General features: G+C 67.8%; 14 protein-coding genes. 11 read left to right on the forward strand and 3 right to left on the reverse strand.

The window, feature by feature from the left end:
- Window positions 1-7: 7 nt before the first annotated feature.
- From putA to SPDO_RS13075, 6 genes are all read left to right on the forward strand, one after another.
- On the forward strand, window positions 8-3,625 hold the full coding sequence (gene putA / locus SPDO_RS13050) for a trifunctional transcriptional regulator/proline dehydrogenase/L-glutamate gamma-semialdehyde dehydrogenase (RefSeq protein ID WP_088367949.1): 3,618 nt from the start codon (window positions 8-10) through the stop codon (window positions 3,623-3,625).
- A 175-nt stretch (window positions 3,626-3,800) separates the two neighbouring features.
- Entirely contained in the window at window positions 3,801-4,232 is a 432-nt protein-coding gene (gene rplK / locus SPDO_RS13055) for a 50S ribosomal protein L11 (protein ID WP_088367950.1), read from the forward strand.
- A gap of 4 nt (window positions 4,233-4,236) precedes the next feature.
- A complete protein-coding gene (gene rplA / locus SPDO_RS13060; protein WP_088367951.1) occupies window positions 4,237-4,929 on the forward strand; it encodes a 50S ribosomal protein L1 in 693 nt (230 codons plus the stop codon).
- A gap of 535 nt (window positions 4,930-5,464) precedes the next feature.
- Window positions 5,465-7,060: an alpha-amylase family glycosyl hydrolase gene (locus tag SPDO_RS13065; protein WP_088368053.1), complete on the forward strand. Its 1,596-nt coding sequence runs from the start codon at window positions 5,465-5,467 to the stop codon at window positions 7,058-7,060.
- Window positions 7,060-8,067, forward strand: coding sequence for a glycosyltransferase family 4 protein (locus tag SPDO_RS13070; protein ID WP_088367952.1), 1,008 nt, complete (start codon window positions 7,060-7,062; stop codon window positions 8,065-8,067). Before SPDO_RS13065 ends, SPDO_RS13070 begins: the two co-directional genes overlap by 1 nt.
- Before the next feature lie 215 nt (window positions 8,068-8,282).
- Window positions 8,283-9,455 (forward strand): alpha-hydroxy-acid oxidizing protein, encoded by a 1,173-nt coding sequence (locus SPDO_RS13075; RefSeq protein WP_088368054.1) that lies wholly within the window; start codon window positions 8,283-8,285, stop codon window positions 9,453-9,455.
- Window positions 9,456-9,662: 207 nt separating this feature from the next.
- Here SPDO_RS13075 and SPDO_RS13080 read toward each other — a convergent pair whose 3' ends face one another.
- Window positions 9,663-12,143: a PhoX family protein gene (locus SPDO_RS13080; protein WP_088368055.1), complete on the reverse strand. Its 2,481-nt coding sequence runs from the start codon at window positions 12,141-12,143 to the stop codon at window positions 9,663-9,665.
- 400 nt (window positions 12,144-12,543) lie between these two features.
- Here SPDO_RS13080 and rplJ point away from each other — a divergent pair, with 400 nt between their 5' ends.
- The 3 genes from rplJ to SPDO_RS13095 all read left to right on the forward strand — a co-directional run bounded on the left by rplJ (window position 12,544) and on the right by SPDO_RS13095 (window position 15,214).
- Complete coding sequence (gene rplJ / locus SPDO_RS13085; RefSeq protein ID WP_088367953.1) at window positions 12,544-13,059, forward strand: 50S ribosomal protein L10; 516 nt, start codon at window positions 12,544-12,546, stop codon at window positions 13,057-13,059.
- 48 nt (window positions 13,060-13,107) lie between these two features.
- Window positions 13,108-13,485, forward strand: a complete 378-nt coding sequence (gene rplL / locus SPDO_RS13090) for a 50S ribosomal protein L7/L12 (protein WP_088367954.1) — start codon at window positions 13,108-13,110, stop codon at window positions 13,483-13,485.
- 256 nt (window positions 13,486-13,741) lie between these two features.
- Window positions 13,742-15,214, forward strand: a complete 1,473-nt coding sequence (locus SPDO_RS13095; RefSeq protein WP_088367955.1) for a hypothetical protein — start codon at window positions 13,742-13,744, stop codon at window positions 15,212-15,214.
- Here the strand turns inward: SPDO_RS13095 and SPDO_RS16735 are convergent, their stop codons facing one another.
- Together SPDO_RS16735 and SPDO_RS13110 are read right to left on the reverse strand one after the other, a co-directional pair.
- Complete coding sequence (locus SPDO_RS16735; protein ID WP_143559656.1) at window positions 15,215-16,474, reverse strand: LPXTG cell wall anchor domain-containing protein; 1,260 nt, start codon at window positions 16,472-16,474, stop codon at window positions 15,215-15,217.
- Between the two features lie 43 nt (window positions 16,475-16,517).
- Window positions 16,518-18,440: a CocE/NonD family hydrolase gene (locus SPDO_RS13110; RefSeq protein ID WP_088367958.1), complete on the reverse strand. Its 1,923-nt coding sequence runs from the start codon at window positions 18,438-18,440 to the stop codon at window positions 16,518-16,520.
- Window positions 18,441-18,584: 144 nt separating this feature from the next.
- Between SPDO_RS13110 and SPDO_RS13115 the strand changes: the two genes are divergently transcribed.
- Window positions 18,585-20,150, forward strand: a complete 1,566-nt coding sequence (locus SPDO_RS13115) for a hypothetical protein (RefSeq protein WP_143559657.1) — start codon at window positions 18,585-18,587, stop codon at window positions 20,148-20,150.
- Window positions 20,151-20,372: 222 nt separating this feature from the next.
- Window positions 20,373-24,527: a DNA-directed RNA polymerase subunit beta gene (gene rpoB, locus SPDO_RS13120; protein ID WP_088367960.1), complete on the forward strand. Its 4,155-nt coding sequence runs from the start codon at window positions 20,373-20,375 to the stop codon at window positions 24,525-24,527.
- Window positions 24,528-24,550 lie beyond the last annotated feature (23 nt).

Here is a 24,550-nt window from a genome sequence, read left to right on the forward strand (position 1 = left end):
CACTGCCATGTCCGACGCCGTCATGCCGCCGCTTTTCGCCCGTTTCGCTCCCCCGGTCCGCCCCGCCACGCCGCTGCGCGCTGCCATCACCGCCGCCACCCGCCGCCCCGAGCCAGAGGCGCTCGCCCCGCTGCTCGATGAGGCGGAGATGTCGGAAGGCGTGAAGGCGGAGGCGCTGCGCATCGCCACCCAGCTCATCACCGCGCTGCGTGCCAAGCACAAGGGGTCGGGCGTCGAGGGCTTGGTTCAGGAATATGCCCTCTCCAGCCAGGAGGGCGTGGCGCTGATGTGCCTTGCGGAGGCGCTGCTGCGCATCCCCGACGACGCCACCCGCGATGCGCTGATCCGCGACAAGATCGCCGGCGGCGACTGGCGCAGCCACATGGGCGACGGCCGCTCCTTGTTCGTCAACGCCGCCACCTGGGGGCTGGTGGTGACGGGCAAGCTGACCAGCAGCGTCAACGATCGCGGCCTGTCCGCTGCGCTCACCCGGCTGATCGCGCGCGCGGGCGAGCCGGTGATCCGCCGCGGCGTCGACATGGCGATGCGCATGATGGGCGAACAGTTCGTCACCGGCGAGACGATCGGCGAGGCGCTGAAGCGCGCTCGCCCGCTGGAGGCCCGCGGCTTCAGCTACAGCTACGACATGCTGGGCGAGGCCGCGACCACCGCCGCCGATGCCGAGCGCTATTATCGCGATTACGAGACCGCCGTGCACGCCATCGGCAAGGCATCGGCGGGCCGCGGCGTCTATGCCGGCCCCGGCATCTCGATCAAGCTGTCCGCGCTCCACCCGCGCTACAGCCGCGCGCAGGCCGACCGGGTGATGGACGAGCTGCTCGCCAAGGTCCGTGCGCTCGCGATCATCGCCAAGGGCTATGACATCGGCTTCAACATCGACGCCGAAGAGGCCGACCGCCTAGAGCTGTCGCTCGACCTCTTGGAAAGCCTGTCGTTCGATCCCGCGCTCGCCGGCTGGAACGGCCTTGGCTTCGTCATACAGGCCTATGGCAAGCGCTGCCCGTTCGTGATCGACTGGATCGTCGATCTCGCCCGCCGCAGCGACCGGCGCATCATGGTCCGCCTAGTCAAGGGCGCCTATTGGGACGCCGAGATCAAGCGCGCGCAGGTCGATGGCCAGGCGGATTTCCCCGTCTACACCCGCAAGATCCACACCGACGTGTCGTACCTTGCCTGCGCCCGCCGCCTGCTGGCGAACCGCGACGCGGTGTTTCCGCAATTCGCGACGCACAATGCGCAGTCGCTCGCGACGATCCTGGCGCTCGCCGGTCCGGCCTTCACCATCGGCGATTACGAGTTCCAGTGCCTCCACGGCATGGGCGAGCCGCTATATGACGAGGTCGTCGGCCCGGATAAGCTCGGCCGCCCGTGCCGCATCTACGCGCCCGTCGGCACGCACGAGACGTTGCTCGCCTATCTCGTCCGCCGCCTGCTCGAAAACGGCGCCAACTCCTCCTTCGTGAACCGGATCGCCGATCCGGAGGTCTCGATCGCCGATCTCACCGCCGATCCCGTCGCGCTGGTGCGGGCAGCGGACGCGCCGGGGCAGAAGCACGCCGCGATTGACCTGCCCGCCGATCTCTACCCGCGCCGCACCAACTCGGCCGGGCTCGACCTCGCCGACGAGCGGACGCTCGCCGCGCTGGGCGAAACGATGCAGGCCGGCGCCCACGCGCAATGGCGCGCCGCCCCCGCCGATGGGGAGGGCACCGCGCGTCCGGTGCTCAATCCCGCCGACCATCGCGACACCGTCGGCACGGTGGTGGAGATGACGCCGCAGCAGGCCGCCGCCGCCGCCCGCACCGCTGCCGCGGCAGGCGCCGCCTGGGCCGCCGTGCCGGTGGCCGATCGCGCCGCCATCCTGGAGCGCGCCGCCGACGCGATGCAGGCACGCATGGCCGAGTTGATCGGCCTCGTGATCTGCGAAGCCGGCAAGTCGGCCGCCAACGCCATCGGCGAAGTGCGCGAGGCGATCGACTTCCTGCGCTATTACGCCGAAGAGGCGCGCCGCGGCTTCGGCTCTGCGCACCGCCCGCTTGGGCCGGTCACCTGCATCAGCCCGTGGAATTTCCCGCTCGCGATCTTCACCGGCCAGGTCGCCGCCGCGCTCGTCGCCGGCAACACCGTGCTGGCCAAGCCGGCCGAGGAGACCCCGCTGATCGCCGCGCAGGGCGTCGCGATCCTCCACGAGGCCGGCGTGCCCGCCGACGCGCTCCAGTTGATCCTCGGCGACGGCCGCATCGGCGCCGCGCTGGTCGCCGCCCCCGAAACCGCGGGCGTGATGTTCACCGGCTCCACCGAGGTCGCGCGCCTCATCCAGCGCGAACTCGCCACCCGCCTGTCCGAAGACGGCACGCCGATCCCGCTGATCGCGGAAACCGGCGGACAGAATGCGATGATCGTCGATTCGAGCGCGCTGGCCGAACAGGTGGTGGCGGACGTCATCGCCTCCGCCTTCGACAGCGCCGGCCAGCGCTGCTCGGCCCTGCGCGTGCTGTGCCTCCAGGAGGAGGTGGCCGACCGCATCCTCGCCATGCTGCGCGGCGCGTTGCAGGAACTGCGCGTCGGCCGCACCGATCAGCTCACGGTCGATATCGGCCCCGTCATCTCGGCCGAGGCGCAGGCCGGGATCGAGCATCACATCGCCGCCATGCGCGCCACGGGGGCCAAGGTCGACGCGCTGCCCCTCACCGATGCCGCCGCGCACGGCACCTTTGTCGCGCCGACCATCATCGAGCTGAAGGATCTCGCCGATCTGAAGCGCGAGGTGTTCGGCCCGGTGCTCCACGTCATCCGCTACAAGCGCGGCGGCCTCGACGCGCTGATCGACCGCATCAACGCCACCGGCTACGGCCTGACCTTCGGCCTCCACACCCGGCTGGACGAAACGGTCGCGCACGTCACCTCGCGGGTTCAGGTCGGCAACATCTACGTCAATCGCAACGTCATCGGCGCGGTGGTGGGCGTGCAGCCGTTCGGCGGCCGCGGCCTGTCCGGCACTGGGCCGAAGGCAGGCGGCCCGCTCTATCTCGGCCGGCTGGTCCGCGGCGCATCGACCGACCCGGCGATCGGCGCCACCGTCGCCGACCCCGCCGCCCGCGATCTGGCGCTGTGGCTCGACCAGCAGGACGACGCGGCGGGCGCAGCCCAAGTTCGCGACGTGGCCGCATCCTCACCGCTCGGCACCGAAACGGAGCTCAACGGCCCGGTCGGCGAGCGCAACCTCTACGCCCTCCACCCGCGCGGTCGCATCCTGCTGCTGCCCGAAACCCGCGAAGGTCTGATGGCACAGCTCGCCGCCGGCCTTTCGACGGGCAACGACCTGGTGGTGGACGCCGCTATGCGGACGGACCTGCCCGCATCGGCTGCGGCGCGCGTCCGCTGGAGCACGGATTGGGCGAGCGACGGCCCTTATGCCGGCGCGCTGATCCAAGGCGATGCCGCTCGCGTACGCGACATGCAGCAACGCATCGCCGCGCTCGACGGCCCGATCGTGCTGACCCAGGCCAACGACTATCGCCTCGAATGGCTGGTCGAGGAAGTCTCCACCTCGATCAACACCACCGCGGCCGGCGGCAACGCCAGCCTCATGGCGATGACCTGACCACCCCTTCCCGTCACCCTGGCCTGGCGCCGGGGTGACAAGCGGGCTACAAACACCCCTAGCTTTCCCCCGCCACATCCGCTAAGCGCGCCGGCTTCCAGACCACATTGCTGGAACGCTTGCGGGAGGGTGCGGCAACGCGCCCGTCATCACCGCTAAACTTAAAGAGAGTGACATGGCGAAGAAGATCACAGGCTATATCAAGCTGCAGGTGCCAGCCGGCGCCGCCAACCCGTCGCCGCCGATCGGCCCGGCGCTGGGTCAGCGCGGCGTGAACATCATGGAATTCTGCAAGGCGTTCAACGCGCAGACCGGTGACATGGAGAAGGGTTCGCCCCTCCCCACGATCATCACCGTCTACGCCGACCGCTCGTTCAGCTTCGAGACGAAGACGCCGCCGGCGACCTTCCTCATCAAGAAGGCGCTGAACCTGAAGTCGGGCTCGAAGGAGCCGGGCAAGACCAGCGCGGGAACCATCAAGCGCTCGCAGCTCGCCGAGATCGCACAGGCCAAGATGAAGGACCTGAACGCGAACGACATCGACGCAGCAACGAAGATCATCGAAGGCTCCGCACGCGCGATGGGCCTCCAGGTTGTGGAGGGCTAATCCCATGGCGAAGCTCACGAAGAAGCAGAAGGCGATCACGATCGACGGCGAGAAGCTGCACGGCGTGGACGAGGCGATCAACCTTGCGAAGTCGGGTGCGACCTCCAAGTTCGACGAGACGATCGAAGTCGCGCTGAACCTCGGCGTCGATCCGCGTCACGCCGACCAGATGGTCCGCGGCGTCGTCACCCTGCCCAAGGGCACCGGCAAGACCGTGCGCGTCGGCGTGTTCGCCAAGGGCGCGAAGGCTGACGAGGCTCGCGAGGCCGGTGCCGACGTGGTCGGTGCGGAAGACCTGATGGAAACCATCCAGGGCGGCAAGATCGACTTCGATCGCTGCATCGCGACCCCGGACATGATGGGCATCGTCGGCCGTCTCGGTAAGGTTCTGGGTCCGAAGGGCCTGATGCCGAACCCGAAGCTCGGCACCGTGACGATGAACGTCGCCGAAGCGGTCAAGGCCGCCAAGGGCGGTCAGGTCGAGTACCGCGTCGAAAAGGCCGGCATCATCCACTCCGGCATCGGCAAGGCGAGCTTCCCAGCCGAAGACCTGCGCGCGAACTTCGACGCGCTGGTCGATGCGGTGGTCAAGGCCAAGCCGTCGGGCGCCAAGGGCAAGTACGTCCGCAAGGTCGCGATCTCCAGCACCATGGGTGCCGGCATCAAGATCGACGTGACGGAAGTCGCCTCGGCCTGATCGCACGACGATCCGATAAACAAAAAAGGCCGGGGGCAACCCCGGCCTTTTTTGTTGCCCGCTTGCCAAACGAGCCTGCCCGCCAAGCCACCGCTCGTTGCCCGCGCCAACAAGCACCAACGGCAATGAAGTCAATCCAAGGTAGCCCCAACCACCCCGTCATCCCGGACTTGATCCGGGATCCATGTCGCCGCGAGCGATGCGTTCCGAAGAACAAGCGACAGCGGACGCGGAGGGATGGATCCCGGCTCAAGGCCGGGATGACGGCGCATTGCGTGAACCGTCATATACCCTTTTGACACTACACAACGACACCGTCCCGGAAGTCATCCTCCGCCGGCCATACAACCGGCATAAGCGCGACAACGCGCCGCTCACCAACACCGCGTCACCCCAGCCCTGTGCCGGGGTTCAGGCTTCCGCGCACCCAATCGCGTAGGATGCGCCGGCCGCTGGATGCCGGGACAAGCCCGGCATGACGAAGCTGGCAACCGATCAGCGTGAACCCATCCGTTCCCCCGGCGTTACGACCGCCATGAGCGAGGGCACCCTCGCCGCCCCCTGGTGGAAGCGCGGCGTCATCTATCAGATCTACCCGCGCTCCTTTGCGGACAGCGACGGCGACGGCATCGGCGACCTTGCCGGGATCGAGGCGTATCTCAATCACGTCGCCAGCCTCGGCGTCGATGCGATCTGGCTGTCCCCCATCTTCCCGTCACCGATGGCCGACTTCGGCTATGACGTGGCCGATTACACAGGCGTCGAGCCGATGTTCGGCGATCTCGCCGCCTTCGACCGCCTGCTCGCCGCGGTCCATGCCCGAGGCCTGAAGCTGCTGCTCGATTTCGTCCCCAACCACTCGTCCACGCAGCACCCATGGTTCGTCGAGAGCCGCTCGTCGCGCGACAATCCGAGGCGCGATTGGTACATCTGGCGCGATCCGGCACCCGGCGGCGGCCCGCCCAACAACTGGATCAGCGACATGGGCGGCCCCGCATGGGAGCTCGATCCAAAGACCGGCCAATATTATCTCCACACCTTCCTAAGGGAGCAAGCCGACCTCAACTGGCGCAATCCTGCGGTCGCGGCGGCGATGACCGATGTCATGCGCTTCTGGCTCGATCGCGGCGTCGACGGCTTCCGCATCGACGTGCTGTGGCACATCGTGAAAGCTGAAGGGCTGCCCGACAATCCAGAGAATCCCGACTGGCGCGAGGGAATGGCCGGGAAGCTGCGCGTCCTCCAGCATCATTCGACCGACCAGCCCGAGGCGCACGCCTTCACCCGCGCGATGCGCCAACTCGCCGATAGCTACGGCGAGACCTTGCTGGTCGGCGAGATCTTCCTCCCCCGCGACCGCCTGATGCGCTGGTACGGCAGCGCGGCCGAGCCGGGCGTCCACCTGCCCTTCAATTTCGAGCTGATCGAGAACCCCTGGGATCGCGACACGCTCGCCCGCCTGATCGCGGAGTACGACGCCGCCATTCCCGCTCACGGCTGGCCGAACTGGGTGATCGGCAGCCACGATGCGCCGCGCATCGCTGCGCGCGTCGGCGAGCGCCAGGCCCGCGTCGCCGCCATGCTGCTCCTCACGCTGCACGGCACCCCGACGCTCTACCAGGGGGACGAGATCGGCATCGGCACCGTCGACATCCCGCCTGATCGCATCCGCGACCCGCAGGATCTGCGCCAACCCGGCATGGGCCTCGGCCGCGATCGCTCACGCACACCGATGGCGTGGGACGCTTCGCCCAACGCCGGCTTCTCGTTCGGCGAGCCGTGGCTGCCGCTCCACGCCGACTGGCGCACCCGCAACGTCGCCGCGCAGCATGCTGACCCGCAATCCATGCTGGCGCTCCACCGCCGCCTGCTCGCCGCTCGACGCAAACGCCCTGCGCTCTCGCTCGGCACGCTGGCGATGCACGATGCCGCGTCAGATGTACTTGCCTATGAACGCCGCTATGGCGAGGAGCGGTTGCTGGTCGTGCTGAACCTCGGCAGCCAGCCGCGCCGCGTGACGCTGCCCGACGGCACAGACGCGGGCCGCATCATCGTCGCAACGGGCACACGCGAGCGCTACGACGGCACGATCAATGCCGATGAAGGATTTGTCGTGGAGCTGACCCCCTGATGCGCATCGCCATGCTCTCGTCCATCTCCTGGCCGACGCCGCCGACCGGCTACGGTCCGTGGGAATTGGTGACGAGCCTCCTTACCGAGGCGCTGGTCGCGCGCGGCGTCGACGTCACGCTCTTCGCCACACAGAACTCGCACACCGCTGGCAAGCTGGAGGGCGTCGCCCCGCGCGGCTATTCCGAGCCGCCGCATCTCGACGCCAAGGTGTGGGAGGCGCTGCATATCGCGCATTGCATCGAGCGCGCCGGCGAGTTCGACCTCATCCACAATCAGGCCGATTTCATGCCGCTCGCCTGGTCGCGCCTGATCGACACGCCGATGCTGACGACGATCCACGGCTTTTCGTCCGAACGGATCGTGCCGGTGTACCAGCGCTACGACGACAACACGCATTACGTCTCGATCAGCGACGCCGACCGCCACGCGGCGCTCACCTATGCCGCGACGATCCACCACGGTATCCCGCTGGGCGACTTCGCCTTCGATCCGGTCGGCAGCGACGACCTCCTGTTCTTCGGCCGCATCCATCCGGACAAGGGGCCCGCCGACGCCATCGCCGCCGCGCAGCGTGCCGGGCGCCGGCTGGTGATGGCAGGTCTGGTGCAGGACCATGGCTATCACGAGCGCGAGGTAGCGCCGCACATCGATGGCGACCGCGTGATCTACCGCGGCGTGGTCGGCGGCGATGCGCGGGTCCAGGCGCTCGGCCAGGCGCGCGCGCTGCTCCACCTCATCGGCTTCGACGAGCCGTTCGGGCTGTCGGTGGTCGAGGCGATGGCGTGCGGCACCCCGGTGATCGCCTTCAACCGCGGCTCGATGCCCGAGCTGATCGACCACGGCGTCACCGGCTTCCTCGTCGACACGATCGACGAAGCGGTCGAAGCGATCGCGCGCGTGGAAGAGATCGACCGCGCCAAATGCCGCCAGCGCGTTGCCGAGCGGTTCAGCGTCGAACGCATGGCCGACGATTACATCAAGCTGTACGAGCGCCTGATCGGCTGAGCCGACGCAGACTGCCCGCCCCCGCTCCTTCGTCATCCCGGACTTGATCCGGGATCCAACGTTCCACAGGCGCTGTCGCTTCTGAATTCAGCCACAGCATGCGCGGCACCATAAAGCCGAGATGACGACACGGGTGGGGCAAGCACCATTTCACGAGCGCGGTGGACAAGGACGAGCGCTCCCGCGACACTGCATATAAACAGGAGAGCGAACCCATGCCGCATTACGGCGACCTCCAGACCCAGATCTACGGCGCCGGCCTTTCCGGCGTTGTCCCCACCTACCCGGTGGACTTCGCCACGCTGGAAAAGCGCGCCCAGTCCGCGCTGCCCCCACACGTCCTCACCTATGTGCAGGGCGGCTGCGGCGACGAGTGGACGCAGGACGAAAACGCCCGTGCCTTCCGCCACTGGGGCATGGTGCCGCGGATGATGGTGGACGCGACGCACCGTGATCTGTCGACCGAACTCTTCGGCCTCGACCTGCCCTCCCCCGTCTTCATGGCACCGATCGGCGTCACCGGCATGATGTCGCAGGACCAGCATGGCGACATTGCCGCGGCGCAGGCATCCGCGCTGACCGGCGTGCCGCTGACCGCCTCCACCCTGTCCAACGATCCGCTCGAGGACGTACACGCCGCGTGCGGCGACACGCCCGCCTTCTTCCAGCTCTACACGCCGCGGGACAAGGAACTGGCCGAAAGCCTCGTCAGCCGTGCGGAAAAGGCCGGCTACAAGGCGATCGTGGTCACGCTCGACACCTGGGTCACCGGCTGGCGCCCACGCGATCTCAACCCGTCCAATTTCCCGCAGCTGCGCGGCCACGTGCTCCAGAACTATTTCAGCGATCCGCGCTTCCGCCAGATGCTCGGCGGCAAGGCGCCCGAGGAGGATCTGCGCACCGCCATCGGCACCTGGGGCGCGACCTTCGGCAAGGTGCTGACGTGGGACGACATGGCGTGGCTGAAGTCGATCACGAAGCTGCCGATCGTGCTGAAGGGCATCTGCCACCCCGACGACGCGCGCCGCGCGATCGATACCGGCGCGGACGGCATCTATGTGTCCAACCATGGCGGACGGCAGGCCAACGGCGGCATCGCCGCGATCGACATGCTGCCCGCCGTGGCCGAAGCGGTCGCCGGCCGCGTGCCGCTGCTGTTCGATAGCGGCATCCGCTCGGGCACCGATGTGGTAAAGGCGATCGCGCTTGGCGCCGACATGGTCGGTATCGGCCGCCCCTACAGCTACGGCCTGGCGCTGGGCGGCGCGGCCGGCTGCGCGCACATCCTGCGCTGCATCCTCGCCGAGGCAGACCTCCTGATGGCCGTCAACGGCTGGCCGACGCTGGCCGCCGTCCGCGAAGCCGGCGCGACCCGCACGGACCGATAGCAGGGCAAACACCCACCCCAACCAACTTCGTCATCCCGGCCTTGAGCCGGGATCCAACCATCCGCGAGCGCGGAGCGCGCCAACCAGCCACAACCTGCGCTGCACGATGGACCCTGGCGCCCAGATGCCGCTCCGGCAGGTGCATCGCCCAGCAAAAAGGGTCCCTCTCCCCAAGGAGAGGGACCCCCGTTCGCTAAGCTGGACCGATCAGATCCCGACCAGGCCACCGTCCTGGCGCGTAATCACGATCGTCGCCGAGCGCGGCCGGCTCGGCGATGCGGGCGTGCCCGTCTGCGATGCCGGCCAGCTCGACGTGATATTGTCCGGCCCGCCATTCTCGCCGGGATGCTGGATGTTGACGAACAGCGCCTTGCCGTCCGGCGTCGAGGTGATGCCGGTGATCTCGCACTCCTTCGGCCCAACCAGGAAGCGCTTCAGCGTCGCGCCCGGCGCCTTGCCGACCCGCGTCGTCGCCGTGCTGGTCCCCGCCGGAGTCGAATTGTTCACCGTCTTCGTGCCGCCGTCGCCGACGCGCCCGGGAATGGCGGCCAGCATCATGCAGTTGGTGACGTCGGTATAGGCACCATCGTCGGTCTGCAGCCACATCACCGGGTTGGCGCCCTGCCCCGCGACGTTCGACGGCAGGCTGAACCACAGCCCGTCGGGCGATGAGAAATCGTTGCTGTCGTCCAACCCCGACAGGTTGATGTTGTCCTTGTTCAAGTCGCTGCCAGCGCCAAAGGCATAAACGTCCCAGGTGAACGCCGTCGCTTCGGTCGTGTCGCCATTCTCGCGCAGGCGGATGACGTGGCCGTTCACATTGCCGACGCTGTTGCTCCGTCCGTCGGTGCGCGGATCGACGTACGAGCGCGGGTTCGCCGCATCGGTGCGCGAGACGGAGCGCGACGAATTGTTGGTGAGCGTGCAATACATCTCGCCATTCGCCGGGTTCACCGCGGTCCACTCCGGCCGGTCCATCGGCGTCGCGCCGAGGAGGTCGCCGGCGATGCGCGCGTTGATCAGCACGTCGGCCTGATCCGCGAACGGATAGGTCGCGTTGCCGCTCGTCAGCGGCCCGCTGCCGAACACCAGCGGCAGCCACTGGCCGCTGCCGTCGGCATTGAACTTCGCCACATACAGCGTGCCGGCGTCGAGATATTTGTCGCCCACCGCCAGGCGATCGGCGGCAGTGCCGTCCGCCGCCGACCAGCCGGTGTTGGACACGAACTTGTAGATATATTCGTTCTGCGAATCGTCGCCCATGTAGAAAGCGGGTTTGACGCCCGCGATCATCCGGCCCGCCGACACGCCTTCATGGTTCATGCGGCCGAGCGCCGTGCGCTTGCGCGGCGTCGACTGTGGATTGTACGGGTCGATCTCGACGATCCAGCCGTATTGGAACGGCTCGTGGCGGAAATCGGCGGAGCCATCGGCCGCCGCATCGGCTGCCGCCGTCGCATTCCACTTGCTGAAGATGGTGCTGCTCGAATCCGCCGGGGTCACGGTCGTCCAGCCGTAATTGCCCGTCCGGCCCTCGCTGATGCCATAGCGCGACAGGCTGGTGTTCTCCTTCGCCTGCCCCGCCGCGGTGCGCCCCGCCGCATCGCCGCGATTGCGCCGGAAATAGCCCGCCCAATTCTCCTCCGCGGTGGCATAGGTGCCCCACGGCATCGCGCCATTGGCGCAATTGTTGATCGTGCCGCGCCCTTGCGTCCCGTCTTTGGAATAAACGGTGCGCAGCATCGCGCTGCCCTTTGCCGGGCCGCTGAACGCCATCGGCGTGTTGGGCGTGATGCGGCGGTTCAGCGCCGACGCCTGGACGTAGCTCCACGCGGAGGCACCGCGCGTCACCTCGATCACCGATACGCCGTGCGCCTCGATCTCCTTGATCGCCTCGGCCTCGGGGCGGACGCCGCCGGTGGTCGTCTGGCCGCGCGGATGGAGGTAATTCTCCGTAATATTCTCGTGGTTCATCACCAGCACGCCGCGCGTGCTGGCCGAGGCATCGGGCGTCGCGCCGCTGGCGGCAAGGCCGAAGAAGCTCATCCCGTCATGGTGGTCGCCCGCGCGCATGGCGAAGTTCGCGTCCGACCCGTCATTGGCATAAGCGGGGGTGTTGGCGCTGATCGGATCGCCCAGGCGATACAGCACCGTCACCAGATAGCCCGCCGGCACGGTCACCAGGTCGTTGCGGTTCTTGGCTACCGCGGTGAAGTCGAGCGTCGCCGGCGTCACGGTGACGGTCGTCTCCGCGGTCGAGGCATCGCCGATGCCGGTCGTGCCGGTGAAACGGAACACCAGCGGCGTCGATGCGCTGACGGCCGGCGCCGTGAAGGTCGCGGTGTTGGTGTTCGCGTTGTTCAGCGTCACCGTCGGGCCGCTCACCTGCGTCCAGCTGACGGTGCGCGCCGTGCTGCTCGCCGTGCCCTGCAACGTCACCGTCCGGCCCGCGCTGGTGGTCGCCGCCTGCCCGGCCGACACCGACACGCTCTCGCGCTGCAACAGGTCGTCATCGTCGCAGCCGGCCAGCAGCACGCCGCCGAACACCGCCGTGGTCATCGCGCTCAGCCCGCCGCGCAGCGTCTGGCGCCGCGAATAACGGCTCGCGATCAGGTCGTTCAGGTGACCGTTGGCGCTGCGGTTCGTGTCGACGTCACCGTCGTCGTAAAGGAAAGTCGAATCGGTCATGATCCCCCCGGGGCTGGCGTGTGTGCCCCGTGTGGCGGGCCGGAATGACGCGCCCATTGCGAGGCGATGTCACCCCGGTTGCGGTTTGATGAGGGTTTGAAGACACTTGATCGGCCCGCAGAACCCGCTATGGAGCCGCGCTTGCCGTACACCTTCGGGCGTGCGGCGCCGTCCGAGACAGCGGGTGGGCCTGGTGCCCTTAATGCCCCGCCGAGACGGGGACAGGATTTTGCCGCAGCGCGCCCCGCGTGCTCCGGTCTGCCGCACGCCCCGGGGTTGATCCCCTTGGCCGTGCGACGCTTCCCATTCCCCATCGCTGGACAACCGTTCGCGCCACTTGGTGCGGACGGATCGTAACCGGCCGCAGCCTTCGGGATGCGGTCAAAGTGTGGAGAATGGCATGGATCGTGCTCAAAAGGCCGCAGCCGTCGCCGAACTCAAGCAGACCTTCTCCGAGGTCGGCGTGGTGGTCGTCACCCGCAACCTCGGCCTCACCGTCGCCCAGTCGACGCAGCTGAGGACGAAGATGCGCGAGGCCGGCGCCGTGTTCAAGGTCTCGAAGAACAAGCTTGCCAAGATCGCGCTCGACGGCACCGACTATCACGAGCTGGGTGACATGTTCACCGGCCCGGTCGGTCTCGCGACTTCGGTCGACCCCGTCGCGGCTGCCAAGGTGGCCGTGGATTTCGCCAAGACGACCGACAAGTTCGAGATCGTTGGTGGCGGCATGGGTGCGACGAAGCTCGACGTGGCAGGCGTTCAGGCGCTTGCGACGATGCCGTCGCTGGACGAGCTCCGGGCGAAGATCGTCGGTCTCATCGTGGCTCCGGCCACCAAGATCGCGACCATCACCCAGGCGCCCGCCGCGCAGATCGCGCGCGTGCTTGCAGCTTACTCGGAAAAGGAAGCCGCCTGAATTTCAGCGGCCTCTGGTTTCATTCGATCGATTTGAAGGAAGTTTATCATGGCAGACCTGAACGCGCTGGTTGACCAGCTGTCCGAACTGACCGTCCTCGAGGCGGCTGAGCTCTCGAAGATGCTCGAAGAGAAGTGGGGCGTCTCGGCCGCAGCAGCGGTTGCAGCAGCGCCGGCAGCTGGCGGCGGTGCAGCCGCTCCGGCCGCTGAAGAGAAGACCGAGTTCGACGTGATCCTCACCGGCGACGGTGGCAAGAAGATCAACGTCATCAAGGAAGTCCGCGCGATCACCGGCCTGGGCCTGACCGAAGCGAAGGCTCTCGTCGAGGGCGCGCCGAAGCCGATCAAGGAAGGCGTGTCGAAGGACGAGGCCGAGAAGGTCAAGAAGCAGCTGGAAGAAGCTGGCGCGACCGTCGAGCTCAAGTAAGCCGCTGAGCAGGCGCGGGCTGCATCGCAACCCGCACCTCGCACAAGGCCGGCCGGCGTGGGCCCCTGCTCACGATCGACGTCACGGGACTTGCTCCCGTGACGGCCAAGCCAAAGAAAAAGGCGGCACCCCTTGCGGGCGCCGCCTTTTTCTTTGCCCGGCAAACCCGCTGCTGCGCCCACGCACAAGCCCGCACGCACACCAGCCCCCGCCCCGGTAACCCCGCCGCAACCAGTCCTCGTTTAGCACCTGGCCGGTGATCACCGGCGCCCTTCCCGCCCCTCGCCCCCTGTCGCTCCCCGCCGCGCTGCAACGCTGGTGGCCCATGGTGGCGATCGTCGTGGCCGCCTTGCTGCAGCAGGCGCTCACCGCGCTCGATTGCGACGTCTCCTGGCTCATCACCACTGCGGAACGGATGCTCGGCGGCGCGCGCCTGTATCGCGACATCGAGGAGGTCAATCCGCCCGCCTCCGTGCTGCTCTACGTGCCACCGGTCGCGATCGGCGCGCTTCTCGGCCTCAAACCGGAGATTGTAACGGTCGCCCTGGTCACCGGACTCGCCCTGCTGTCGCTCCACCATGCCGCGCGGCTCCTGGCGCTGCCGCCCACGCGCAGCACGCCGTACATCGCCGCCGCTTGCGCCTTCTTCCTCCTCGTCCTTCCGGCAGACCTGTTCGCACAGCGCGAGCATGTCGCGCTGATCGCCGGCCTGCCGATGCTCGCCCTGCTGGTCGCGCGGTCACGCCGATCGACCGTGCGGCGTGCCGACAGCTGGTCCGCCGGGCTCGCCGCCGGGATCATGATCGCCATCAAGCCGCATCTCGCACTCGCGCTGATCCTGCCGGCGCTATGGCTGATCATCCGGCAGCGCAGCCTCGCCGCGGTGCAAACCCCCGAATGGGTCGCGGCCGCGCTGCTCTGCACTGCCTATCTGCTCGTCGTGCAGCTCGCCTTTCCCGATTACACCGCCCGCATGCTGCCGCTGCTGCGCCTGGTGTATCTGCCGGGGCGCGACAGTTGGTCGAACCTGCTTGCCGGCCCGATGGTGATGATCCCCGCCGTCGCCGCAATCCTGACTCTATGGCTATCGCGCGGCCGCCCGTCCGAGGCCGCGGTCGTCGCGCTGCTCGCCGCCGCCGGCTTCGCCGCCGCCGGGCTGGTGCAGGGCAAAGGCTATCTCAATCACGGCTATCCCGCCGTTGCCGCCGCGCTGGTCGCAATCACGCTGGAGCTTGGCCGTCCCGGTCACGCGCGCGCCTTTGGCAGCCTGTGTGCGTTGCTGCTCGCGCTCGGCGGCACCTATGCCTATGACCGTGTGCCGCAGCCCGGCGCGCTGCGCGATGCGGTCGTGCGGGTCGGCCCGCCGCAGCCACGCCTGATCGGCATCTCGTTCGATTTCGCGCTCGGCCACCCGCTCACCCGCTGGGTCGACGGGCGCTGGGTCGGTCGGCGCGGCAGTTTGTGGGTAACCGGCAACGCCCGGCAGCAACTGGCCGACGCTGCGCTCCCCGCGGCCGCGCGACGCCGATATGAGGCCGCCGAGCAGGCCGACGCTGCGATGCTCGCGGCCGATATCACCCGGCAGCGCCCGGACATCATTCTGGTCGACGAGACTCCCGGCGTGCGCTGGATCGCCAGCCATCCGCCGCTCGCACAGGCGATGCGCGCCTATCGCCCGGCAACCCGCGTCGGCCACGTCACCCTGTGGAAACCGCGCCCAAGCCGCTGATCACCACTGCCCGTTGTGCGGCCTCACGCCCACCGTGTCGAACATGCGGCTTGGCTGGTCGAGCCAGATCGGCCCCAGCTTCGCCTGCCCCGGCCGCTCGATTCCCAGCGCATGAACGCTGGTTGTCTGCCCGCCGGCGTGAACCGCGCGGATCGCCACCACCGGCACGAACATCGGGCGCCCCCCGGCCTGCAGAACCGTCAGCGAGTCGCGCGGCACCGTGGCCAGCGCGCGCACCCGTTTCGTCTCGCCAGGCGCCAGGTCGAACGCCGGCACCGCCGGCCGCCCCTGCGCGGCAAACAATGCAGCGATCGCCGCATCCTGGCCAGGCTGCGCGCTGGTCAGCCGCACGTCCACCAGCACGCCGCGGGCAACCACGTCGGAGGTATTGCGCACGACCACCGTCACATCCGCCGTGGCGGTCACCATGTTCAGCCCCGCGCGGCTCACCACCGGAACGTCGAGCGCGATGCTGGCCGCCGGCGCATGGGCCGCCCGGTTGAGGAATTGCGGGGCGTCAGCCGGTGCGCTCGGCCGCGTCACCACCGGCGCCGGTGCAGGCGGTGCGGCCTGCACGGCTTCTGCCGTCTCGGGCGCGGGTGTGATCGGCTCAGGCGAGCGAGGCATCTCCTCCACCGGCGCCGGCAGCGCCTGCAGCCGGTCCGATCGCCGCCGCCACAGGAACCAGCCGATCGCTGCAAGGACGAGGAGACCGATCAGCACCGGCCAAAGCCAGTTGCGCTCCCCAGCCGGTCGATCGACCACGGCAGCCGAGCGAGGCGCCATTTCCGCCGCCCCTACATCCAGTACCGCCCCCGCCGGCCCGGCTTCCGCCGCAGGGCCCGACGTAGCCGCGCCGTCCTCACGCGACACACCCGTTGGCGCAGCCGTCGGCACCGCCGTGCTGCGCGGCGCCGGGGTTGGCGTGGCCGTCGGGCTCGGCGCGGGTGTCGGCCGCGGTGTCGGCGTGCGAGGTTCAGCACGCGGGCTGGCCGTCGGTGTAGGCGTCGGCCGCGGCGCCACGTTGCGCGACGGCAACACCGGCGGCGCCGCCGGCGTCGGCCTCGCGGCAGGTGTCGGCGTCGCAACCGGCGTTGGCGTGGCGGCCGGCGTCGGCAGCGCGCGCGGGGTCGCATCCGGCAGGCTGTAATCCTCCAGCCCCGGGATCGTCGTCGGCGCCTGCACCTGCGCACTCGCCATCCCGGCCAGGCAAAGCGCCGCCCCGCCGGCCGCCCACCGCATCATCTTCACCCGTGACATACCCGCCGCGCTACCGTCGCCAACCTGAATGCGAAACAACGGATCACTGCGCCTGCGGCTGATCGGTCGCCACCACCGGCAGCCACACGGCGCTTGCCTGCGCGCCGCCACGCACCAGCGTCACCGTCGCCTTCTGGTAATCCTCCGGCTTCGCCAGGAAGATGTTGGACACGTACTTCTGCGGATTGCGGTCGTAGAGCGGGAATTGAGTGGATTGCACCTGCACCATCATGCGGTGGCCCGGCTGGAACACATGGTTCACCGTCGGCAGACGGAAACGATAGCGCTGCACCTTGTTCGCCGGGATCGGCGAAGGGTTTTCGAAGCTGTCGCGATAGCGGCCGCGGAAGATGTCCTGGCTGATCGCCAGCTGATAACCGCCCTTTTTCGGCTCGTTGGGGTAATCGTCGGGATAGACGTCGATCACCTTGACCACGAAATCGCCGTCGGTGCCGGTCGTCTTGGCATAGATGTCGGCGAACGGCGCACCCGACACACGCATCGCCTGCGTCAGCGGCGCGGTCTGGTACGTCATCACGTCGGTCCGGCCGTCGACCGACCGCTGGTCGGACACCAGCCACGCGCCCCAGCGCCCGTCGCCGAAGTTCACCGGGCGCGGCAGGTGCGGCACCGGCTTGGCCGGGTCGGAGACATAGCTGTCACCCCCGACCGCGCCCTTCTCGAACGCCAGCCCGCCGTCCGCCGCCAGATAGACCGGTCGCAGCGGCGCGGCACAGCCCGTCTCGCACGCCAGCGGCCATTGCCCCAGTTTGTCCCAGTGATTGGCGCCGGTGTTGTAGATCAGCGCCTGCGGCGGGGTGAAGGCGGGGCGATCGTCGCGCAGATACTGGTCGAAGAACGGGAACAGATATTCCTCGCGCCACTGGGTCGCGGTGTCGCCGTTCCACTTGAAGTCGCCCAGCGAGGATCCGTCGTAATTCGCCTGGCTGTGCCGCCACGGCCCCATCACCAGGAAGTTGCTGCCCGCCTTCCCCTTCTCCTTCAGCGCTTCCCAGGTGTGGATCGCGCCATACATGTCCTCCTGGTCGAACAGCCCCTGTTCCCACATGGTCGGCACGTTGGACGGGTTGGCCGCGATCAGCTTGTCGAGCGCCTGACCCTGCCAGAAACCATCATAGGCCGGGTGCTTCACCATACGCTGCCAGTACGGCAGGTTGGCATAGCCCGACTGCTCGGCCCAGGCGCCGGCCGAGCCAACGCGGCGGAACTGCTCGTAATCGTCGTAGATCCCCGACACGCGCTCGGATCCGGCGCCCTTGAAGCCGGTCTGCTTGCCCAGCCAGGCGATGTTCGCGAGGCGAAACGCGCCGTAATGGAACCAGTCGTCGCCCATCCAGCCGTCGATCATCGGGCTTTCGGGCGCCGCGACCTTCAGCGCCGAGTGCGGGTTCAGCAGCGCCATCACCACCGTCAGCCCCTCGTAGGACGAGCCCAGCATGCCGACGCGGCCGTTGGTTTCGGGCAGGTTCGCCTTGTTCACCAGCCAGTCGATCGTGTCATAGGCGTCGGTGGTGTGATCCACCTTGGTCGGGTTCAGCGGGCCGACCACCGGGCGGGTGACGACATAATCGCCTTCCGAGCCGTATTTGCCGCGAATGTCCTGAAACACACGGATGTATCCGGCGCGCACGAACGGCTCGTCCGCCTGCGGCAGCAGCGACGCCATGTTGGGGCTGTTCTCGACGCGGTTGGCGCGTCCCTTGGCATTATAGGGCGTGCGCGTCAGCAGGATCGGCGCGTTGGTCGCGCCCTTGGGGATGATGATGACGGTGAACAGCTTGGTGCCGTCGCGCATCGGAATCATCACCTCGCGCCGCACGTAATCGCGCGCCGTGATCGGATAGGCGAAGTCTGCGGGCACATCCCCGGCGGGCGTTGGCGCCTGCTGCGCGAGGGCGGGGGTCAGCGCCAGCGTGGCGCCGGCAAGCAGCAGCAAGAACTTCATGATCGTGACGCCCTCTTCGACCGATTGTGTGCCCGTCCGTCCCGCGCCGGGACGAACAAGGTGGAAGACGCCGCATAGGCGCCTTGTCCGCCAACGATCAACTGCTTGACGCCCGCCCGGCGAAGGCGTGGACTGCCGGTCCAGATGGTTTACGATTCCACCTCTGGCCGCCTGGCAGACGCCGCTCCGGCACACGCGCCACCGCGCCTCGCCTGGGCGATTACCGGCATGGCGCTTGTCGCGATCATCCCGTTCCTCGCGGCGCGCATCCCCTCCATGACCGACCTGCCCGGCCACACCGGGCGCTATGCCGTGATGCTGGACCACGGGCGATCGCCATTGCTGGCCGCTTATTACTCCTTCGACTGGCGCGTGATCGGCAATCTCGGCGTTGACCTTTTCGTCGCCGCCTTCGGCTGGTTGGGCGCGGAGCGCGCAGCGTGGCTCGGCGCGGCGATCATCGCGCCGCTCACCATTCTCGCCATGGCGACGGTCAGCCGCACGCTGCACGGTCGCGTGCAGCCCGGTGCGCTCGCCGCCGCCTGCTTCGCGATGGCGAACCCGCTGATGTTCGGCTTCGTCAACTACTGCCTGTCGCTCGCCTTCGCCCTCTTCGCCTTCGCCGCCTGGGTCCGCTGGCGCGAAGCGCCGGCGTGGCGCGTCATGCCGCCGTTGGCGCTCGCCGCGCTGCTGACCTGGCTCGCGCACGCGGTCGGCTGGGGCGTGCTGGTGCTGCTGGTCGGCGGATTCGAACTGGATCGTTTGTGGCAGCGGCGCTCGGACGCACTCGGGCCGACGCTGCGCGATGCGCTGCTGCGCGGGCTTGCGCTGGCACCCCCTGTGGTGCTGACGCTGGCATGGCGCGGCGATGGCGGCGCGCTGGTCGCCTGGGGTGACGATCTGCTGGTGCGCAAGGCGATGAACTGGGTCGTCGTGCTGCGCGGCGAGGCGAAGTGGATCGATCTCGCCACCCCTGCGCTGCTCGCGCTGGCCTGCCTTGCGACATGGCGGCGGCAGGCGATCGACTGGCGGCTGTTCGCCGGCGCCCTGCTGCTGGCCCTCGCGGTGATGATCATGCCGACCGTCCTGTTCGGCAGCTGGGGCGCGGATGAGCGGCTGGCCCCGGCGGCAGTGATCGCGGCGCTGCTGTCGCTCCGGTGGCAGGCGGCCAGTAGCGGCGCTGCCTCGAAGCACCACCGCAGCCTCGCCGCCTTCGTCACGCTCGCCCTTGCGCTGTTCGGCATCCGCACGCTGATGATCGCGCGTGACTGGCACCGGCTCGACCGCGATTACGCCGCGCACCTCACCGCCATCGATCGCCTGCCGCGCGGCGCCCACGTCTTCGCCGTGGTGTTGCAGGACCGCTGCCACACGCCCTGGCAATCCACCGCCTACGTCCATCTCGCCAGCCTCGCGATCGGTCGGCGACAGGCGCTGGTGAACACGCAATGGCTGCTGCCCGGCGCCGCGATGCTGAAGGTCCGCTATCCGCTCGATCCGCGATACGCCAACGATCCCTCGCAAATGGTCGACGGCTTCGATTGCAACGGTCGCCTGCCCGACCCTCTAGCCCAGCGGCGTGACGCGCTCGCATCGGGGCAGTGGCAATATCTGTGGGTTCTACAAACCCACGGCACCGATCCGTGGCGCGGCCATCGGCCCGTGTACCGCGACGGCAACAGCGTGCTCTACCGGCTGCCGACGACATGAGGTGCGCTGGTTGACGCTGATCGCCCCTATGCCTATATCGCGCTTTCCACCACCAGCTTCGGGAAAAGACATGGCGTCGCGCACCGTGTCGAACGGATTGAAGCTAGCGGTTTCATAAGACGCCCAAAGGCTGCCGTCGTTCCCGAAGGGAAGCTGACGCGCGGCCTTTTCGTGTCTTGTCCCTGCGCCCGGACGAATTTTTACCAAGGCAGGTAAGCTTATATGGCAACCAAGGCGATCGAAGGCGGCACCGCAAAGCGCCGCATCCGCAAGGTCTTCGGCAACATCCACGAAGTGGTGCAGATGCCGAACCTCATCGAGGTGCAGCGCGAAAGCTACGAACAGTTCCTGCGGTCCGATCCGTCGATCGGCTATGTCTCGGGCCTCGAGAAGACGCTGCGCAGCGTGTTCCCGATCCGCGACTTCGCCGGCACGGCGGAGCTCGACTTCGTGAATTACGAGCTCGAACCGCCGAAGTTCGACGTCGAGGAATGCCGTCAGCGTGGCATCACCTATGCCGCGCCGATGCGCGTGACGCTTCGCCTGATCGTGTTCGAGGTGGATCCCGATACGGAAACCCGCTCGGTGCTCGATATCAAGGAGCAGGACGTCTACATGGGCGACATGCCGCTGATGACGGAGAACGGCACGTTCTTCATCAACGGCACCGAGCGCGTGATCGTCAGCCAGATGCACCGCTCGCCGGGCGTCCTCTTCGACCATGACCGCGGCAAGACCCACGCGTCGGGCAAGTATCTCTTTGCCGCCCGCGTGATCCCGTATCGCGGCTCGTGGCTCGACTTCGAGTTCGACGCTAAGGACATCGTCAACGTCCGTATCGACCGCAAGCGCAAGCTGCCGGTCACCGCGCTGCTGTACGCGCTTGGCCTCAACAGCGAGGAAATCCTCAACCACTTCTACAACCGCGTGACCTATGTCCGCGGCGAGGGTGGCTGGCGCATTCCGTTCGCGGCTGAAAACTGGCGCGGCGCGAAGCCGACCTTCGACCTCGTCGATGCGAACTCGGGCGAAGTGGTGTTCCCCGCGGGCACCAAGGTAACGCCGCGCGCTGCCAACAAGGCGGCCAAGGACGGCCTCACCGACCTCCTCATCCCGACCGAGGAAATCTACGGCCGCTATTCGGCCTATGACCTCATCAACGAGGGCACCGGCGAGATCTACGTCGAGGCCGGTGACGAGATCGGCCCCGAAAACCTCGAAAAGCTCGACAAGGCCGGCATCGATCGGATCGAGCTGCTCGACATCGATCACGTGTCGACCGGCGCCTGGATCCGCAACACGCTGAAGGCCGACAAGGCCGAGGAGCGCGAGCAGGCCCTCAGCGACATCTATCGCGTCATGCGCCCCGGCGAACCGCCGACGCTCGAAACCGCAGAGTCGCTGTTCGCCGGCCTGTTCTTCGATCCGGACCGCTACGACCTGTCGGCCGTCGGCCGCGTCAAGCTCAACATGCGCCTCGACCTCGACGCCGAGGACACGGTGACGACGCTGCGCACCGAGGACATCCTTGCCGTCGTGAAGACCCTGGTCGACCTGAAGGACGGCAAGGGCGAGATCGACGACATCGACAATCTCGGCAATCGCCGCGTGCGTTCGGTGGGCGAGCTGCTCGAGAATCAGTATCGCGTCGGCCTGCTGCGCATGGAGCGCGCGGTGAAGGAGCGCATGAGTTCGGTCGACGTCTCGACCGTCATGCCGAACGACCTGATCAACGCGAAGCCGGCCGTGGCTGCCGTCCGCGAATTCTTCGGCTCGTCGCAGCTGTCGCAGTTCATGGACCAGACCAACCCGCTCTCCGAAGTGACGCACAAGCGTCGCGTCTCGGCGCTCGGGCCGGGCGGTCTGACGCGTGAGCGTGCGGGCTTCGAAGTCCGCGACGTTCACCCGACGCACTATGGCCGCATCTGCCCGATCGAAACGCCGGAAGGCCCGAACATCGGTCTGATCAACTCGCTGTCGACCTTTGCACGCGTCAACAAGTACGGCTTCATCGAGACGCCATACCGCCGCGTGGTCGACCGCAAGGTGACGGGCGAGGTCGTGTACCTCTCCGCGATGGAAGAGCAGAAGCACACGGTCGCGCAGGCGAACGCCGAGCTCGACGCCGACGGCCGCTTCACCGAGGAACTGATCTCCGCCCGCCAGGCCGGCGAGTTCCTGATGGCGCTGCCCGACAACATCACGCTGATGGACGTGTCGCCCAAGCAGCTCGTGTCCGTCGCCGCCTCGCTGATCCCGTTCCTTGAGAACGACGACGCGAACCGCGCGCTCATGGGCTCGAACATGCAGCGTCAGGCCGTGCCGCTGGTGAAGGCGGAAGCGCCGTTCGTCGGCACCGGCATGGAAGAGACCGTGGCGCGCGATTCGGGCGCCGCGATCTCGGCACGTCGCGCCGGCATCGTCGACCAGGTCGATGCCAGCCGCATCGTGATCCGCGCGACCGGTCAGGTCGATGCGGGCAAGTCGGGCGTGGACATCTACACGCTGATGAAGTTCCAGCGCTCCAACCAGTCGACCTGCATCAACCAGCGTCCGCTGGTGAAGGTGGGCGACGTGGTCAACGCCGGTGACATCCTCGCCGACGGCCCGTCGACCGAGTTCGGCGAGCTGGCGCTGGGCCGCAACGCGCTCGTCGCGTTCATGCCCTGGAACGGCTACAACTACGAGGACTCGATCCTCATCTCCGAGCGGATCGTGAAGGACGACGTGTTCACGTCGATCCACATCGACGAGTTCGAGGTGATGGCCCGCGACACGAAGCTCGGGCCGGAGGACATCACGCGCGACATCCCGAACGTCGGCGAGGAAGCACTGCGCAACCTCGACGAGGCGGGCATCGTGTACGTCGGTGCCGAGGTCGAGCCGGGCGACATCCTCGTCGGCAAGATCACGCCGAAGGGCGAGTCGCCGATGACGCCGGAAGAAAAGCTCCTGCGCGCCATCTTCGGTGAAAAGGCCAGCGACGTGCGCGACACCTCGCTCCGCCTGCCGCCGGGCGTTGCCGGTACGATCGTCGACGTGCGCGTCTTCAATCGTCACGGCATCGACAAGGACGAGCGCGCGATGGCGATCGAGCGCGAGGAGATCGAGCGCCTGAAGAAGGACTCGGACGACGAGCGCACGATCCTCAACCGGGCGACCTGGAGCCGCCTGCGCGAGATGCTGGTCGGCCAGACCGCCACGGCGGTGCCGAAGGGCGGCCCGAAGAAGGGCGCTGTGATCGATCAGGACACGCTCGACAGCGTCGACCGCCACGAATGGTGGAAGTTCGCCGTCGCCGACGATCAGGTCCAGTCGGATCTGGAAGCGGTGAAGGCGCAGTATGACGAGGCCGCGAAGCTCATCAAGGAGAAGTTCGAGGACCGTCGCGAGAAGCTGGAGCGTGGCGACGAGCTGCCGCCGGGCGTGCTGAAGATGGTCAAGGTCTTCGTTGCGGTGAAGCGCAAGCTGCAGCCGGGCGACAAGATGGCCGGCCGTCACGGCAACAAGGGCGTCATCTCCCGCATCCTGCCGGTCGAGGACATGCCGTTCCTCGCCGACGGTACGCCGGTCGATCTCGTGCTGAACCCGCTGGGCGTGCCGTCGCGCATGAACGTCGGTCAGATCTTCGAAACGCACCTCGGCTGGGCCGCCCGCGGCCTCGGCCAGCAGGTGGCGCAGCAGCTCGAAGACTGGCGCGAGGCCAACCCTGACGCTGCGGCGGGTGCGATGCCCGAAGCGGTTAAGGATCGCCTCAAGACGATCTACGGCGAGCATTATGCCGACGAGATCGAGGCGCGCGACGCACAGGGCATCATCGAACTGGCGAACAACCTGAAGCCCGGCATTCCGATGGGCACCCCGGTGTTCGACGGTGCGGTGGAGCAGGACGTGGCCGATATGCTGGCATTGGCGGGCTTCGACCCGTCGGGTCAGTCGGACCTGTTCGACGGGCGCACCGGCGATCAGTTCGACCGCAAGGTGACGGTGGGCATCATCTATATGCTCAAGCTGCACCACCTTGTGGACGACAAGATCCACGCGCGTTCGATCGGCCCGTACTCGCTCGTCACTCAGCAGCCGCTGGGCGGCAAGGCGCAGTTCGGCGGCCAGCGCTTCGGCGAAATGGAGGTCTGGGCGCTGCAGGCATATGGTGCTGCGTACACCTTGCAGGAAATGCTGACGGTGAAGTCCGACGACGTGGTCGGCCGCACCAAGGTCTATGAGGCGATCGTCAAGGGCGACGACACGTTCGAGGCCGGCATCCCGGAGAGCTTCAACGTGCTCGTCAAGGAAATGCGCTCGCTGGGCCTCAACGTCGAGCTGAAGAGCCACGAGGAAGCCGACGACGGCGACCTCGCCGAGGCGGCCGAGTAAGCGCCCACGCTGACGATCGACCT

This window comes from Sphingomonas dokdonensis, from assembly GCF_002197685.1.
Taxonomy (GTDB): Bacteria; Pseudomonadota; Alphaproteobacteria; order Sphingomonadales; family Sphingomonadaceae; genus Sphingomonas; species Sphingomonas dokdonensis.